Consider the following 14,833-nt stretch of genomic DNA (forward strand, 5'->3'; position numbering starts at 1 on the left):
TCATATTACCGTTTCAGCCCGTTGGCGGTGCTGAGCATGGAATCCGCCGTCTGGATGGATTTTGAATTGGCTTCATAGGCCCGCTGGCCTACAATCATATTTACCATTTCCTCCACCACCGAGACATTGGACATCTCAACCCAGTTATTGAGGGTGGTACCGGCCCCGTCTTCCCCGGGCGTGCCCTCCTGGGCGTCTCCGGAAGCTTCGGTCGGACGAAAAAGATTCTGCCCCACGGCATAGAGCCCGGCCGGGTTGATAAAGGTGCTCACCAGTACATTTTCACTGGCCAGGATGGTATCCTGCTCGCCGAAAATGGTCAGGGTACCGTCTTCCTGAAGGCTGATGGTAATGGCTTCCGGGGGAACGGAAATTTCCGGCTGAAGCCGGTCTCCGCCGGGTGTGGTAATGAACCCCTCGCTGTCCAGGGTAAAATTACCGGCCCGGGTATAAAGGTCTTCAGCCCCGTGGGTTACCCTGAAGAACCCCTTGCCCTGGATGGCAAAGTCCAACTCGTTTCCGGTCTCCACATAATCCCCCTGGGTAAATACTTTTTGAATCCCGGCAGCCTTGACCCCCATGCCCACCTGGATGCCCGTTGGCACCTGGCCGCCCCCCGGGGTGGTCTGGCCGGCGATGAGCTGGGTGCGGTACATGAGGTCCTCGAAATTGGCCCGGGATTTTTTAAACCCAGTGGTGCTGGCATTGGCCAGGTTGTTGGCCACCACATCGGTTTTCATCTGCTGGGCCCCCATACCGGTTGCTGCGGAATAAAGGGATCGGATCATCTATTCTCTCCTGAAACTTGTTTTAGCTTACCTGGGCCGCCCTACTTCGGAAATGGCCTTATTGTCGACTTCGTCAAAGGTCAGCATTGATTTTGTAAATGTTTCGAACATCCGGTGGTAATCAATCATCTTAACCATTTCATCCACCACCTGGACATTGGAATTCTCCAATGCCATATGCTTGATTCCGGGATTGTTCACCGGGATTTCATCGGCGGGTTCCCCCGTATAGCTCAGCAGGTTCTCTCCCGATTTTTCAAGCTTGTCCGGATCCTGAAAATCCACCACATCAAGGGTATCCACGACATCTCCGCCCACCCGGATCTCGCCGAGTTCATTTATTTCGGCGCCGGGATCCTGGGTATTCTGGAGGTCCAGTATAATGGCGCCCCCCTGTCCGAGGACGGGATTGCCGGACATATCCACCAGCACCCCCTCGCTGTTCAGGGTAAAATTCCCGTTCCGGGTGTATTGGATGCCGTTCTCCGTCTCGATCTTAAAGAAGCCGGACCGGCTCAGGGACACATCAAAGGGATTGCCTGTCTGCACCACATCCCCCTGGGAATAATCCTTGTTGAGCCGGGCTTTGAAAAGCCTGTCAAAACTGACCACATCCTTTTTGTAGCCCGTGGTGTCGGCATTGGCCAGGTTGTTGGATACGGCTTCCAGTTTTCTCTCCTGCCGCAGCCCCCCCTGCACCGGCCGTGTCATTTCCAAAATCATAAGATCTGCCTCGCGGTTTCATTGGGTCCTTTTCACTGTCCCATATCTAAAGCAAAACAAATGCCACGCCCCCCAATACGCCAGAAAGCAAAGCCCCTCACATGGGCCAAGAACCCGTAACGGCAGGCAAACCCGCCATCTTTTTTTTCATCATTTCCTGACTCCGGATAAAAATATTGCCAAAAATCCGTCATCCCTCCCCCGGAGAATTTGACACCGCCAGAAAAAAATGCCGCCCTTTAAAGAAATCCCCGGTTCCCGGGCGCGCCTGCCCTTCTGCGGGACGGTTCACATCGGGCGCTGCACATTATCCTTGCATTCCCGCGCGTTTCACGGTAAAAATACTCTCTTTGTCGGATTTACGGAGTTGAAATAAAATGACCACCAATGACCAGTCCCAAACAGGCCAGCTGAAAGACTATTATTGTCCCTTTTGCAACAGCAAATTATTCAGGGGCAAAGTAGAAGAATTCAAAATGGTCTGCCTCGAATGCAACCGTCTGGTTGACAGCAAGAAGCTAACCCATACAGCAGAAGAAAAAAACGAAGGCGATGACCGGGACTGATGCTGCCCGGCCATCTAAAAGTATTTTCAAGACCGGCCTGAATTGGCCGAATATACAAAGGCCAGCAATTCAGCCACGGCCACGTATATTTCCGGCGGGATTTCCTGGTCAAGGTCCAGCGAGGCAAGCACCTCCACCAGATCGGGATCATCTTTAACCGGCACCCCGTGTTCCCTTGCCAGTTCAATAATCTTTTCAGCCACCTGCCCCCGGCCCTTGGCCGTTACCGTGGGTGCCTCGTCCCTCAGCCTGTCATACCTTAAGGCAACTGCCGTTTTGATCTCTTTCTTTTTTCCGGCCATATCACACCACCAGATTCAGCCCGTCTCCGTTATCCCGAAGGGTGACGGACCGGACCAGGGCATCGGGGGCCAGTTCACGGGGATCAGCCACCCGGCACTCCACCCTGCCGGCCCGGTAGCCGATGGATGAGAGCCGCGACTTTAATTCAGGTATCAAGCGACTGATATACCCGCAGGTAGCCTCATCTTCCAGGATGAACCTGCCGGCAATTTCCTTTTTCAATATGGAAAAATCCGCCCTGAGGCGGCCCAGGGCAGTTAAATTCATCAGAAATGCGATCTTAACGGTTTTATTATCACCTGCCGTATCCTTTTTCCCACCCTCCCCGGTATTGATGAACAACTGGCCGAAATCAAAAAACTCACCGGCCGGTACGGGGAAGGGAAGAAGGTATCTGCCGGTTTCTCCGGTCCGGAGGTTGAACTGCTGGAGATGGTCAAAGGGTGCGGCCTTCTCCTTCACCTGTTTTCCGGCGCCATCTTCTTCCCCGGAATGGAAATGAAGCACAGCCGCCTTTAAATCCTCTTTAACCAGATTATCCATCCCGATTTTGACCGCCTGTTTATCCGGAGAGGCGGCAAGCTTAGATATTTTTTTTTCCAGGGCCAGCCCCATATTTTCCAGAAGCCGGGGCAGAAACCCCTCATCCCTCTCCCCGGATTTCAATGCGAGGCTATGAAGGATCTGTTTTACCGCCGGTTCTTTTGTCCGGCCGATCTCCGGAAACCTGTCATTGATTCTGGAAAACAACTGGGCTGCAGACAGGGCGCTTCGGGGCGTCCCCCCCCGGGATGCAGAAGTTAAGGGTTCTGCCGGCCTGGCCGTCACCGGTTTTAAGGAAATCGTCTCTTTTTCACGGGAGACCTCCAAAAAAAGATCTGATCCAGGCGCCACGGGCAGATCGGTTTTTGCCGTCACCATCCGGCCGGCAATCATCAGTTTGACCCGCCCCTGGGGCAGCAGTTCCATGACATCGGCCTTGATGACCTGTCCATGTTTGACCCCGGGAAGGGATATCAAGGCTTTTTCAGATTTAAGAAGGGAAAATTCTACGGGAGCGATGCGGATGCCGAAAATCATCTGGCCTTCTCCATTGCAGTACATTTTTCCTTCAGGTCAATGACAAGTTGGACCTCTCCCTTGGGGATGGAAAGCTGTTCTGCAATGGTATCGATATCCACATTTCTATAATACATTTCAATAATCCGGCTTTGCTGGTCCAGCACCGTATTCCCCCTTTCGGGCGGAATAAAACCGCCGGAAGCAGGCAGGGACTGCCGGGAGGTTTCCAGCTTTTTCTCCAGGGCGGAAGCCCGGGACAACAGCAGGTTGATACTGATGATTTTATCGTCCAGGGCATCGTTAAGTTGTCGTGAGATCTTTTTTTTCTCCCGGATCAGGCGGTCGAATTCTTCTGCTGCATCGCCCGAGGCCTCAATGAGGGGAATTAGGCGGGCCTTTACATCACCGGCCGCCGTTTCCGCAGCGCCTGCTGCAGCTACCTGGGCGGCATCGGCAAAGGTCCCGCTTCCCTCTGACCCAGGTTCACTCTCCCGGCTCCGGGCTGCAGAAATAAGCCGGTTGACCCGCCGGACAACAAGAAAAATCAGAAAAAAGAAAAAGAGATCAATGATAAAAAGAACCGCAACAAGAAACTCCAGTGAGAATAATTTCATCATGCCCGTGTATCCAGCAACCGACCTTTGGCTTCAGGATCCATTGCCAGTTCTTCCTCCCGCTCCTGTTTGCGGTGTTTACGGGCTTTCATGGCCCGCAGCCGCTCTTTTCTTTTTTCTTTCTGCTCTTTTAGCCGTTCCGATTCCTCGCTGACCTGAACGGTGGTATTCTGGACCACCTCCTGGGCCTGCTGAACGGCTGCGGCCTGGCCCGGACTCGGTTTTGCCGAATGACTCTGCTGACCCAGTTCCTGGGTCATAACCGATTGCTGAAGGAGTTGATTATGTCCCGGTACTGTGGTCATGATCCCCCCTTTTTAAAATCCATCAGCTTGTTCGTAAATTTTTGAAGCTGATCTTTCCGATGTAATGGGGCGGCAACACTTTTTTCAATGAGGTCTCAATTCCCCATAACAGATCGGCTTCCGTCACCTCATCTCCTTTTTCCGAGGCCATGTTGGACTGGATTGATTCATATATCAGGTCCCGGTAAAAGGAAAGGTTGTTGTTTATTTCATGATATGCCCTTTGATCTGAATAATCAATAGAGATATCCGCATAAACATAGGTCATCTTGTCGGTTCTGTCCGATGTCAGAACAATGAAATCCGTGAGCACGATGTTACCGGATTGTTTTACTGGCGGCAGTGCCGGTGCCTCGTCAATGACCACCTCCACAGCCGGGCTCGGATCCAGTTCGGGGAGATATTCAGCCGTGGGAACGGTCGCCCTCTCCGGCAGGGGGGCCGGTTTTTCCGAAAAAAACATGAAATAAACCGTTGGAACGGATATGCCCAGGACCAATGCCGCAGAAACTGCGGCCAGAACCAATTTGGATTTAAAAAGCCGTGCAAACGCTCCGCGCTTTTCAGCCGCGGATTCCTCTGCCTCTTCGCCGGCATCCTCCCCCTCTTCAAGAAGCACCTGGTCGGCACCGTCGTCTTCGTCCCCAAGGTCTTCTTCCTCATCCATGAACGCATCGGTATCGAACTCATCTTCAAGGTCCCCCTCAAGGTCATCCATAAGGGAATCCCCCAGCACATCTTCATCCTCCTGGTCTGCAGCCATGAGCAGGGTGTCAATGTCATCCTGGGAAATCAGGATATCGTCATCGTCCAGAAAATCTTCATCATCGGAGTCCTGGAGCAGGGCATCAATGTCCTCCTGGGTGACGTCATCCACCTCATCGTCCTCATTCAGGCCCAGATCGACAACATCCCCCTCATCTGACCCGGACATGGTGTCCAGGTCCTCGTCTGATTCATCGTCTTCATCTTCCGTTAGCAACGCATCCATATCGGAAGGATCTCCGCCCATGTCCGATACGTCCATCCCTGTTACGGCGTCATCCTCCGGGCCGGGTGCCTCTTCTGCATCGGTGATCCCGGCATTCCGGATCAACTCATCCATGGTCTCCTGGGTAATCAGGCAGTCGGCAACAGCCATTGCGTCGGCATCATCAATGGGAATGTCCAGAGGATCGTCCAGGGAGGCATCGGGAGGGGCATCGTCCCCAGCACCGCTGCTTCCGGATTCATCCTCACCCGTTTCAGCCGCCTGCTCGCCCCGGGTCGGTTCATCATCCGCCCCGTTTCCCATGGCCTCCAGGACATCATCCATGGAGATCAGTTCATCATCGTCATCCTCAGCAGCGGAGGCAGCGGCAGCAGCGGAGGCAGCGGCAGCGTCGTCTTCACCCTCAGTCTCCGCCTCATCGCCATCATCGGGGGGGTTCATGAGCCGGTCGATATCATCCTGGGAAATGAGTTCCAAATCTTCATCCCCATCATCTTCTTCAGGCGCATCTTCTTCAGGCGCATCACCGCCCGAGAGCAGATTATCGATATCATCCTGGGAGAGTTCTCCGCCCTCATCTGCCTCCGGCTCATCTTCCTCCGGCTCATCATCATCTGCACCGCCACCCAAAAGGCTGTCAATGTCATCCTGGGAGAGTTCTCCGGCGTCGTCGTCAACCCCGTCACCGTTCAGGGCACCGCCGTTGAGCAGGCTGTCGATATCGTCCTGGGATAATTCACCCAGATCATCGATCTCGGCATCCCCGTCCGCATCGCTGATGCGTTCTTCCGCCTCTTCAATGGAGGATGCATCCAGCAGCTTGTCAATGTCATCCTGGGAAATTAAGCTTTCTTCCTCTATACCTGGATCCGCCATGATCGCCCCCTATTGTCCGTAATCCTCGAGTTTGGCCTTTAATTTAATCAAAACCGCCGTGTGAATCTGGCAGATGCGTGACTCTGTCAGGGAAAGCACTTCCCCGATCTCCTTCAGGGTCAATTCATCGTAATAGTAGAGAGAAACGACGATCTGCTCTTTTTCACTCAGGGTTTTAATGGTCTGGGCCAGCACATGCCTCATTTCCGCCCTGTCAAAATGATCGGCCGGGTTGTCCTCTCCCTTTATACCGGCCTGGAACCGGGTCTGGGAGTGGGTATCATTCTTTTTGGTTTTAATGAACTCGTCAAGGCTGAGCACGGCCGCGCCATGGATGTCCGTGAGCATTTTCTGGTAGGTTTCCAGGTCCACACCCAGGGCCTTGCAGATTTCAGTGTCATCTGCGGCGCTGCCCTTTTCTTCCTCCACCTTCCTGACGGCATCGTTGATATCCTGGATTTTTTTCCGCATGGACCGTGAATAGGTGTCCATACTTCTCAATTCGTCCAGTATGGCCCCTTTGATACGGTACTGGGCATAGGTCTTCAGGCTGACATGTTTGGAGGGGTCAAATTTGTCTACAGCATCAATAAGCCCTAGGGAACCTGCGGACATCAACTCATCAAAGAGTACACTGGACGGCAGACGGGCCGCAAACCTGGAGGCAATATGCCTCACCAGATAGGCGTATTCCACAATGGTTTCCTGGCGCCAGTCCAGTCTTTCCTTTTCCTCTTTTGTCTGTTTTTTTATCATCCGTTTCCTGTGGTATCTCTTTATTGCGCCGCCTCAAAAACCCGGTTCATGAAAAAGGTCATATTTCCCCCGGCATGGTTCCGCCCGCGTCCCTCGGCCAGTTTCCGGGCAATGGACGCCATGGACTTTCCGGCAGGCGCACCGGAGGCAACATCCAGCAATATACTTCTGCGCCGCACCGCATTCTGCAATTCCCGGTCAAAGGGGATACACCCAAGGTATTCAAGCACCACACTCTTGAGGAACTTGCCCAGAGCATTGCTCAATGAGCCGTAGACCCGCTTGGCATCCGCCTCCTTGTCCACCATATTCACCACCAGCTTAAAATACCGGGTCCCGTATTCCTGGGACATGACCTTCATCAATGCATAGGCATCGGTGATGGAGGTGGGCTCGGTGGTGGCCACCACCACACACTCGTCAGATGCGGCATTAAAATACAATACATTGGAGGATATACCGGCCCCGGTGTCCAGGAAAATGACATCGGCCCGGTCTGCAAGGGTCTCGAACTCCGATAGCAGGGTCAGTTTTTCCCCTTCTTTGAGACTGGTGAGATCGGCAAACCCGGAGCCTCCGGGCAGAATACTGATGCCGTGCTCGGTTTTTAGCATCACCTCGTCCAGGCTCTTTTCCCCGCTGACCACATGACGGATATTGTATTTGGGCCGCAGGTTGAAGACAATATCGATATTGGCCAGCCCCACATCGGCATCAATGATGACCACCCGCTTTCCCATGCGGGACATGGCAACGGCCATATTGCCCACGATATTGGTTTTGCCCACCCCGCCCTTGCCGCTGGTAACGGCAATCACCTTGGGGTAGGCTGTTGAATTGCCGCCACCCGTTTTCATTCTTACCGAATCCAGTTTTTCCATGGCCGTTGTTTTCGCCATCTGTCGAAGTCCTTTTGCCTGATCCACCTAATCTCCTTTTGGGCCGGTCCCCAGAATAATTTTAAGCAATGCCGGTTTATCCGGGACAATCAAATCTTCGGGAACCTTCTGCCCGTTCGTCACCAGGGACACAGGCATGTTGAAGTTGCCGACCTGGTCAAGAATTTTGCCGCACCGTCTGGTTTCATCAATTTTCGTAAACACATAGGTATCTGGATTAAATACGGAAAATGCCGATGCCGCCTCTTTCATATTAATCAATTCAGCCGTAACACTCAAGGTTAAATGAATGGAGATCCTGGAGGCCTTGGAGATCAGCCCCAGTATCTCGTCCAGCTTTTCCTTGTCGTAATGGCTGTGGCCCGCCGTATCCACAAGCACCATGTCCATGCCCCCCATCCGGTCCAGGGCAGAGGAAAGGTCTTTCCCGCTGAAGGCGGGCACGCAGGGCAGCCCCATGATCCCGGCATAGGCTTTAAGCTGCTCAAAGGCACCGATCCTGTAGTTGTCAATGGAAACCAGCCCCACCTTCATCTTCCGGTGGAATGTGAGCAGGGCGGCCAGTTTGGCGATGGTGGTGGTTTTGCCCACGCCGGTGGGCCCCACAAAGGCAGCCACATGGGGATGGCCGCCGATGCCGTTATTGGAACGGCTGAAAAAGTCCTCGCATTTCAGCCGTTCCAGGCAGAGCTGCATCACCTTTTTTTTAATCGCCTTTACCTGCTGTGCCGGGTCGGGCCAGGGAGCCGCTGTTTCTGTTTTTTCCACGGCCTCCCGAATCAGGGCGGCGGCAAGGCCGTCACTGACCCCGGCCCGGATCATCGACGCCAGGATCCCCACGGATTCAAAGTGGTTGCCCAGAACGGCGTCAACACCGGTGCCCATGCCTGCCAGAGCGACCATATCCTTAATTTCGGCTAAATCCGAACGCAGGGCATCCAGGTCCGTGGATGCCCCGGCAGGCACCGCCTGTTTTACCGTTTCCTCCGGTACCCGGCCCTCGTCCTTGATGCCGGCTTCCACCTCAAACATCTCCTTGCCGTAGGGATCCCTGGGGGACCGGGGCAGCTTCCGGGTGGAAAGGATCATGGCCTCAGGGCCCATTTCGTCTTTAATGCAGGCCAGGGCATCCTGGATATTCGCCGCCCGGAAAATCTTCTTATTCATCTTTCAAACTTACCTTTCCAACCGCCTGTAAATTAATATCATCCACAATTTCCGCATGGGATACCACAAAAACCGTGGACAGGGAAGATTCGATCAGTTTGCGCACATGGCGGCGCAGGGTGGGCACCGTCATCAGAACGGGCTGGATATTCATGGCCACCAGCTGTTCCACCTGCCGGGATACGGCCCCGATGATTTCCCCGATGAGCACGGGGTCCAGGGCCAGGAAAGCACCGTGCTCGGTCCGCTTGATATTTTTGGACAGCATCTCCTCCACCTGGGCATCCAGGGTGATGACCTGGAGCACCTTGCCCGGCTGGAGGTAAGGCGCCAGCATGGCCCTAGCAATCCGCTGGCGCACATATTCGGTGAGCAGGTCCGGATCCTTGCCCGCCGGTGCGAAGTCGGCCAGGGTTTCCACAATGGTCAGCAGATCCCGGATGGAAATCCGTTCCCTGAGCAGGTTCTGGAGTACCTTCTGGACGATGCCCACGGGCAGGAGGCCGGGCACCAGCTCTTCCACGGCCTTGGGACTGGTTTTGGCCAGATTGTCCAGCAGGTGCTGGACATCCTGGCGGCCAAGCAGCTCATAGGCGTTGTTACGGACGATCTCGGTGAGGTGGGTGGCAATGACCGTGGAATTGTCCACCACGGTATATCCGGCAAATTTGGCCTCTTCTTCCCGCTCTTCGGGAATCCACAGGGCCGGCAGGTTAAATGCCGGTTCAACGGTTTCAATGCCTTCAATGGGCTGGGCTACCCCGCCCGGATCCATGGCCAGAAAATGGTTGACCATGAGCTCGCACCCTGCGGTTTCCACCCCCTTGATCATCAGCCGGTACTGGGCCGGGTTCAAATTCAAATTATCCCGGATGTGGATGGGAGGGATGATGATGCCCATCTCCGTTGCGAACTGCCGGCGGATGGCCTTGATCCGTCCCAGCAGGGTGCCGTCCTGCTGTTTGTCCACCAGGGGAATCAGCCCGTAGCCCACTTCCAGCTCGATGGTGTCCAGGGTAAGGAGGTGCTCCACATCTTCGGGCTGGCCCGGGGCCTCTTCCTGGGCGGCAGCGGCTTCTGCCTCGGCCAGGGCAGTCTCTTCCTCACGTTCCTGATCCCTGAGAAAATACCAGGCAAGGGTGCCCATGGTCAGCCCCAGGGTCATGAAGGGGATGGAGGGCAGCCCCGGCACCAGGCCCATGCAGAATATGATCACGGACCCCACCAGCACCGGAGTGGAACTGGAAAGCAGCTGTTTGGCAAATTCCTTGCCCATTTTGGTCTCGGCGCCTGACCGGGAGACCAGGAGGCCTGCGGCCGCCGAAATCAGCAGGGCCGGAATCTGGGAAACCAGCCCGTCCCCCACGGTGAGCAGGGTATAATTGGTCAGGGCTTCGCCCATGGGCATGCCCTGCTGGACCACGCCGATGACAAATCCGCCAACAATATTGATCAGGGTGATGACAATGCCGGCCACGGCATCCCCCCGGACAAACTTGGAGGCGCCGTCCATGGCCCCGTGGAATTCCGATTCCCGGGCAATGGCGGCCCGCCGTTCCCCGGCCTCCTGCTCATCGATCATCCCGGCGTTGAGGTCGGCGTCAATGGCCATCTGCTTGCCGGGCATGGCGTCCAGGGTAAACCGGGCCGCCACCTCTGCGATACGGCCGGCACCCTTGGTGATGACCATAAAATTGATGAGGACCAGAATAACAAAAATAACCAGGCCCACCACATAATTGCCCCCCACAACGAAGTTGCCGAAGGACATGATGATGGCCCCGGCGGCCATGGGGCCCTCACTGCCGTGGAGCAGGATCAGCCGGGTGGATGCCACGTTAAGCGACAGCCTGAAAAGGGTGAGCACCAGAAGCAGGGAGGGGAAAATAGCGAATTCAAGGGGTTTTCTCGTATACATGGTGGTGATAAGCACCACGATCCCCAGGGAAATATTTAAGGCAAGGAAAAAATCCAGGATCATGGGGTGCAGGGGAAGGATCATTGCCATGAGGATGCCGATAAAGGCAACGATCATCATAATATCCGATGCTTCTTTTTTCAGGCCGGTAAGGATACCGGCAGCCTCTCCTGCCATTTAAACCCCGTTATTTTGGCGGCGCCGTCAAAAATCCGACGCCATTTGTTTACCTGTTCTTTTTCATTCTGTACACGTATGCCAGCAGTTCCGCCACCGCCTGGTAATGTTCCATGGGGACTTCTCCGCCGATATCCACTAATCTATACAAATTCCGGGCCAAGGGCTTATCTTCCACCAGGGGCACATCATGTTCCCGGGCTATCTCCCTGATTTTCGCGGCCACGGGGCCGGCACCCTTGGCCACCACCACCGGGGCCTCCATGGTCATATTATCGTATTTCAGGGCCACGGCCAGCCGTGTTGGGTTGGTGACCACCACATCGGCCCCGGGCACTTCGGCCATCATTCTTTTTCTGGCCGCTTCCATCTGGAGCTGGCGGATCCTGGATTTGATCTGTGGATCGCCTTCGGTCTGCTTGAGTTCATCCTTCACCTCCTTTTTGGTCATCTTCTGGTCTTCCAGAAACTTCCATTTCTGGAAGGCAAAATCCAGGAGGGCCACAACGATCATCACCAGGCAGACCTTCACAAAGACCCAGAAGGATTCCATGGAAAGAAAAAGCAGGATCTGGGCAACGTCATTGTCATAGAGCCTTAAAATTTCCGACATTTTTCCCCGTACGGCCCAGTACACAACGATGGAGACGATTGCCAGCTTAAGCAGGGACTTCACCAATTCCATCACGGAACGGGAGGAAAACTTGTTTTTAAATCCGGTGATGGGATTGAGCTTGGAAAGCTTGGGCTCAATGGCCTTCCAGGAAATTTCGAACCCCACCTGGGCCGTGTTGGTGAGCAGGGCCACCACATACACCACTGCAAATACGGGAAAACAGAGCAGGAAAATCTTTTTAAAATGGTATCCCAGTATATGGATCATATCCAGGGGATTGAATTCGGGCACCCGCTCAAATTGGAAATTATACAGGAACACCTCGGTAAATTCCCCGTACATGAAAAAGGCGGTCCAGTACAGCACCAGTATGCCGCCCAGCAGGACAAAGACAGAGGGGATTTCCATACTTTTGGCAACCTGCCCCTCTTCCCTGGCCTTGCTGAGCTTCCTCGACGATGCGTCCTCGGTCTTCTCGCCGCCGCCTTCAGGATCTTCGGCCATGGCTTATCCTCCGCCAATATAAAAGAGTAAATACAGCATCAGTTTCCTGAAGGGCTCAATATAATTTCTCGTAACCATGGCAATGATCTCAATGGTCAGGCCGAACAGGAAAAGGCCCACCGCAATTTTCACGGGAAAGGCCACAATCATGACATTCATCTGGGGTGAAAACTTGGAAATCAGGCCGAACCCCACATTGACAAAGGTCAGGGCGGCCAGCACCGGGGCACCGATTTTCAGGGCAAAGACAAAAATACCGGCGCTGATTTCCAGGATTTTTTCCATGAGGGCCCCGGGCATGACGAAAAACCCCATGGGCACCAGATCAAAACTGTCCGCCAGGGACATGATGACAATGTGGTGGCCGTCCAGGATCATGAATATGGTCACACAGGAGAGATATCCGATCTGGTCCATGATGGACACATTGGACCCGGTCTGGGGATCAATGACATTGATCATGGCAAATCCGATCTGGAATCCCAATACCTGGCCGGCCAGCTGCACGGCCCCGAAAAAAATCCTCAAGCTCAGGCCCAGCACCATCCCCATCATCACCTCGGCGGCAATGAGCAGTCCCGTGGAGATCACATCCTCTGGAAACCGGGCCAGATCAACAGGCACCACCGTATAGAGCAGCAGGGTAAGTACCAGGGCAAACCCCAATTTCAGGGTGGCAGGAAAAACGTTGGAGGAAAATATGGGAAAGGTGAACAGAAAGACGGATACCCGTATCAGGACCAGCATAAATAGCCTGAACCGGTCCGGTTGAAGGATATCCAGCAGTTCCACAAAGGCTCCTAACGGATGTACATGGGAATATTGGCCAGAATATTGGCCGTAAAGGAGGTAATCTCCTCCAGCATCCAGGGGGCGGCAAAGAGCAGCCCCAAAAATACGGCGATGATCTTGGGCACAAAGGTCAGGGTCATCTCCTGGATCTGGGTCACGGCCTGGAAGATGCTGATGGCCAGCCCGGCAATGAGCCCCAGTCCCAGCATGGGCATGGACAGGTAGATGGTCATCATGATGGCGGTTTTGGCAAACTCGATTACGAATTCAGGGGTCATGGTCACACTCCGAAACTTTTTAACATGGAACCGCAGATCATATGCCACCCGTCCACCAGCACAAAGAGCATGAGTTTAAAGGGCAGGGAAATCATTACCGGCGGCAGCATCATCATGCCCATGGCCAGCAGCACCGAGGCCACCACCATGTCGATGACAAGGAAGGGGATGTAAAGGATAAAGCCCACAATAAATGCGGTTTTCAACTCCGAAATCACATAGGCCGGAATCAGGGCCAGCAGGGAGACATCATCCCGGGTCTCGGGCTTTTCCATGGCCCCCTCCTTGACAAAAAGGGCGATGTCCGACTCCCTGGTGTTGATGAGAAGGAATTTACGGATGGGTTTCTGGGCCATCTCAAAGGCGGTCTCATAGGAGATTTCCCGCTCCAGGTAAGGATTGAGGGCCGTATTGTAAATTTCCAGTCCCACGGGACGGTAAATAAAAAAGGTCATGAACAGGGCCAGCCCCACAAGCACCTGGTTGGGGGGGCTGGACTGGGTGCCGATGGCCTGGCGCAGAAAATGAAAGGTGACAATGAGCCGGGTAAAGGGGGTCATGAGGATGAGGATGGCCGGGGCCAGGGCCAGAATCGTCAGAAGCGCTATTATTTCAAGCACCACCGCCACCTCTTCGGGCTCCGCCGCCTGGGTGACATTCAGTTCCAGGGAGGGAATGGGGAAATTGACGGCGGCCTGGGCCGCTTCAGCCCCCAGGGCCAGGACGATCATTACCACGGCAAAGGCCAGCCCGAAACGGACCCGTGACCGGCATATCTTCTTTTCAGCCATTGGGTCTCTCCCCGGTTCCGCTCCGACGGGCCATGGCCCGGCCCAGTGCTTTTGAAAAGCCTTTGGCCGGCTGCTGATTTTCAGGCTCGGTGGTCGGATCATGGTCCATGCAGGCCAGTTGCGACATCCCCGAAGGGGTCACACCCACCAGAACCGCCTTATCCTTCACCGCCACCAGCACCAGCTTTTCCTTAGGGGCCAGGTGGCGCACGGCCAGCACCCGGATCAGTTCCTCGCCGCCTCTGACACCTGCAGTGCCGGAAAAGCGCCGGAAAAGGTAAAAGGCCACCAGGAAGATGGCCAGCACCACAAAAAGCATGCCCAGGGTCCGGGCAAAGGCCAGCCACATGTCCGCATCCGTGCTCATTCTTCCTCTGCCGCCAGGGATTTGACCCGGTCGATGGGGGTGATCACGTCGGTGAGCCTCACCCCGAATTTTTCATTCACCACAACCACTTCCCCCCGGGCAATAAGCTTGCGGTTGATATACACCTCCAGGGGTTCGCCGGCCAGCTTGTTCAACTCAATAATGGAACCCTGGCCCAGCTGAAGCAGGTCATTGACCAGCATTTTCGTCTTGCCCAGTTCCACGGACAATTCCAGGGGGATATCCAGGATAAAATCCAGTTCCCTGGCCCCCTGCTCTTCCGTTCTTTCCAGATCTTCTCCCGGGTCTCCGCCGGGAATGCCGTTTTCATCAACCATGG

General features: G+C 54.7%; 19 protein-coding genes. 1 reads left to right on the forward strand and 18 read right to left on the reverse strand.

Going from position 1 to position 14,833, the window contains the following annotated elements:
• Window positions 1-5: 5 nt before the first annotated feature.
• From flgG to HUN04_08725, 3 genes are read right to left on the reverse strand one after another with little or no spacing between them, the layout of a single operon-like run.
• A complete protein-coding gene (flgG, locus tag HUN04_08715) occupies window positions 6-788 on the reverse strand; it encodes a flagellar basal-body rod protein FlgG (GenBank protein ID WDP89786.1) in 783 nt (260 codons plus the stop codon).
• Window positions 789-815: 27 nt separating this feature from the next.
• Window positions 816-1,511 carry a flagellar hook-basal body protein gene (locus HUN04_08720; protein ID WDP89787.1) on the reverse strand — a complete coding sequence of 232 codons (696 nt, stop codon included), beginning with the start codon at window positions 1,509-1,511 and terminating at the stop codon, window positions 816-818.
• 32 nt (window positions 1,512-1,543) lie between these two features.
• A complete protein-coding gene (locus tag HUN04_08725; protein ID WDP89788.1) occupies window positions 1,544-1,705 on the reverse strand; it encodes a hypothetical protein in 162 nt (53 codons plus the stop codon).
• 183 nt (window positions 1,706-1,888) lie between these two features.
• Between HUN04_08725 and HUN04_08730 the strand changes: the two genes are divergently transcribed.
• Window positions 1,889-2,077: a hypothetical protein gene (locus tag HUN04_08730; GenBank protein ID WDP89789.1), complete on the forward strand. Its 189-nt coding sequence runs from the start codon at window positions 1,889-1,891 to the stop codon at window positions 2,075-2,077.
• A 26-nt stretch (window positions 2,078-2,103) separates the two neighbouring features.
• On the opposite strand, the gene HUN04_08735 is transcribed toward HUN04_08730, so the two are convergent.
• The 15 genes from HUN04_08735 to fliN are packed head-to-tail and all read right to left on the reverse strand — an operon-like array spanning window position 2,104 to window position 14,831.
• Window positions 2,104-2,379, reverse strand: a complete 276-nt coding sequence (locus tag HUN04_08735; GenBank protein ID WDP89790.1) for an EscU/YscU/HrcU family type III secretion system export apparatus switch protein — start codon at window positions 2,377-2,379, stop codon at window positions 2,104-2,106.
• A 1-nt stretch (window position 2,380) separates the two neighbouring features.
• The gene (locus tag HUN04_08740; protein ID WDP89791.1) at window positions 2,381-3,484 is read right to left on the reverse strand and encodes a hypothetical protein; all 1,104 of its coding nucleotides are present in this window, start codon (window positions 3,482-3,484) and stop codon (window positions 2,381-2,383) included.
• Window positions 3,457-4,059 carry a hypothetical protein gene (locus tag HUN04_08745; protein WDP89792.1) on the reverse strand — a complete coding sequence of 201 codons (603 nt, stop codon included), beginning with the start codon at window positions 4,057-4,059 and terminating at the stop codon, window positions 3,457-3,459. Before HUN04_08745 ends, HUN04_08740 begins: the two co-directional genes overlap by 28 nt.
• A complete protein-coding gene (locus HUN04_08750) occupies window positions 4,056-4,361 on the reverse strand; it encodes a hypothetical protein (GenBank protein WDP89793.1) in 306 nt (101 codons plus the stop codon). Before HUN04_08750 ends, HUN04_08745 begins: the two co-directional genes overlap by 4 nt.
• Window positions 4,362-4,383: 22 nt before the next feature.
• A complete protein-coding gene (locus HUN04_08755) occupies window positions 4,384-6,228 on the reverse strand; it encodes a hypothetical protein (protein ID WDP89794.1) in 1,845 nt (614 codons plus the stop codon).
• A 9-nt stretch (window positions 6,229-6,237) separates the two neighbouring features.
• Entirely contained in the window at window positions 6,238-6,984 is a 747-nt protein-coding gene (locus tag HUN04_08760; GenBank protein WDP89795.1) for a FliA/WhiG family RNA polymerase sigma factor, read from the reverse strand.
• 20 nt (window positions 6,985-7,004) lie between these two features.
• On the reverse strand, window positions 7,005-7,910 hold the full coding sequence (locus HUN04_08765; protein ID WDP89796.1) for a MinD/ParA family protein: 906 nt from the start codon (window positions 7,908-7,910) through the stop codon (window positions 7,005-7,007).
• Window positions 7,911-9,050 (reverse strand): protein FlhF, encoded by a 1,140-nt coding sequence (locus HUN04_08770; protein WDP89797.1) that lies wholly within the window; start codon window positions 9,048-9,050, stop codon window positions 7,911-7,913.
• The gene (gene flhA, locus HUN04_08775) at window positions 9,043-11,145 is read right to left on the reverse strand and encodes a flagellar biosynthesis protein FlhA (GenBank protein ID WDP89798.1); all 2,103 of its coding nucleotides are present in this window, start codon (window positions 11,143-11,145) and stop codon (window positions 9,043-9,045) included. Before flhA ends, HUN04_08770 begins: the two co-directional genes overlap by 8 nt.
• Window positions 11,146-11,194: 49 nt before the next feature.
• The gene (flhB, locus tag HUN04_08780; GenBank protein ID WDP89799.1) at window positions 11,195-12,265 is read right to left on the reverse strand and encodes a flagellar biosynthesis protein FlhB; all 1,071 of its coding nucleotides are present in this window, start codon (window positions 12,263-12,265) and stop codon (window positions 11,195-11,197) included.
• A gap of 3 nt (window positions 12,266-12,268) precedes the next feature.
• Window positions 12,269-13,057 carry a flagellar biosynthetic protein FliR gene (gene fliR / locus HUN04_08785; protein ID WDP89800.1) on the reverse strand — a complete coding sequence of 263 codons (789 nt, stop codon included), beginning with the start codon at window positions 13,055-13,057 and terminating at the stop codon, window positions 12,269-12,271.
• A gap of 8 nt (window positions 13,058-13,065) precedes the next feature.
• Window positions 13,066-13,335 carry a flagellar biosynthesis protein FliQ gene (fliQ, locus tag HUN04_08790; protein ID WDP89801.1) on the reverse strand — a complete coding sequence of 90 codons (270 nt, stop codon included), beginning with the start codon at window positions 13,333-13,335 and terminating at the stop codon, window positions 13,066-13,068.
• Between the two features lie 2 nt (window positions 13,336-13,337).
• Entirely contained in the window at window positions 13,338-14,066 is a 729-nt protein-coding gene (gene fliP, locus HUN04_08795) for a flagellar type III secretion system pore protein FliP (protein WDP93220.1), read from the reverse strand.
• Between the two features lie 52 nt (window positions 14,067-14,118).
• Complete coding sequence (fliO, locus tag HUN04_08800; GenBank protein WDP89802.1) at window positions 14,119-14,493, reverse strand: flagellar biosynthetic protein FliO; 375 nt, start codon at window positions 14,491-14,493, stop codon at window positions 14,119-14,121.
• Complete coding sequence (gene fliN / locus HUN04_08805) at window positions 14,490-14,831, reverse strand: flagellar motor switch protein FliN (protein WDP89803.1); 342 nt, start codon at window positions 14,829-14,831, stop codon at window positions 14,490-14,492. The genes fliO and fliN overlap by 4 nt, the downstream gene beginning before the upstream one ends.
• Window positions 14,832-14,833: the final 2 nt, after the last annotated feature.

Source organism: Desulfobacter sp., assembly GCA_028768525.1.
In the GTDB taxonomy this organism is placed as follows: Bacteria; Desulfobacterota; Desulfobacteria; order Desulfobacterales; family Desulfobacteraceae; genus Desulfobacter.

Coding starts and splice junctions, on each gene's coding strand:
- flgG (WDP89786.1), bottom strand. CDS start 788: ATGATCCGATCCCTTTATTCCGCAGCAACCGGTATGGGGGCCCAGCAG.
- HUN04_08720 (WDP89787.1), bottom strand. CDS start 1,511: ATGATTTTGGAAATGACACGGCCGGTGCAGGGGGGGCTGCGGCAGGAG.
- HUN04_08725 (WDP89788.1), bottom strand. CDS start 1,705: ATGACGGATTTTTGGCAATATTTTTATCCGGAGTCAGGAAATGATGAA.
- HUN04_08730 (WDP89789.1), top strand. CDS start 1,889: ATGACCACCAATGACCAGTCCCAAACAGGCCAGCTGAAAGACTATTAT.
- HUN04_08735 (WDP89790.1), bottom strand. CDS start 2,379: ATGGCCGGAAAAAAGAAAGAGATCAAAACGGCAGTTGCCTTAAGGTAT.
- HUN04_08740 (WDP89791.1), bottom strand. CDS start 3,484: ATGTACTGCAATGGAGAAGGCCAGATGATTTTCGGCATCCGCATCGCT.
- HUN04_08745 (WDP89792.1), bottom strand. CDS start 4,059: ATGATGAAATTATTCTCACTGGAGTTTCTTGTTGCGGTTCTTTTTATC.
- HUN04_08750 (WDP89793.1), bottom strand. CDS start 4,361: ATGACCACAGTACCGGGACATAATCAACTCCTTCAGCAATCGGTTATG.
- HUN04_08755 (WDP89794.1), bottom strand. CDS start 6,228: ATGGCGGATCCAGGTATAGAGGAAGAAAGCTTAATTTCCCAGGATGAC.
- HUN04_08760 (WDP89795.1), bottom strand. CDS start 6,984: ATGATAAAAAAACAGACAAAAGAGGAAAAGGAAAGACTGGACTGGCGC.
- HUN04_08770 (WDP89797.1), bottom strand. CDS start 9,050: ATGAATAAGAAGATTTTCCGGGCGGCGAATATCCAGGATGCCCTGGCC.
- flhA (WDP89798.1), bottom strand. CDS start 11,145: ATGGCAGGAGAGGCTGCCGGTATCCTTACCGGCCTGAAAAAAGAAGCA.
- flhB (WDP89799.1), bottom strand. CDS start 12,265: ATGGCCGAAGATCCTGAAGGCGGCGGCGAGAAGACCGAGGACGCATCG.
- fliQ (WDP89801.1), bottom strand. CDS start 13,335: ATGACCCCTGAATTCGTAATCGAGTTTGCCAAAACCGCCATCATGATG.
- fliP (WDP93220.1), bottom strand. CDS start 14,066: ATGATCGTCCTGGCCCTGGGGGCTGAAGCGGCCCAGGCCGCCGTCAAT.
- fliO (WDP89802.1), bottom strand. CDS start 14,493: ATGAGCACGGATGCGGACATGTGGCTGGCCTTTGCCCGGACCCTGGGC.
- fliN (WDP89803.1), bottom strand. CDS start 14,831: ATGGTTGATGAAAACGGCATTCCCGGCGGAGACCCGGGAGAAGATCTG.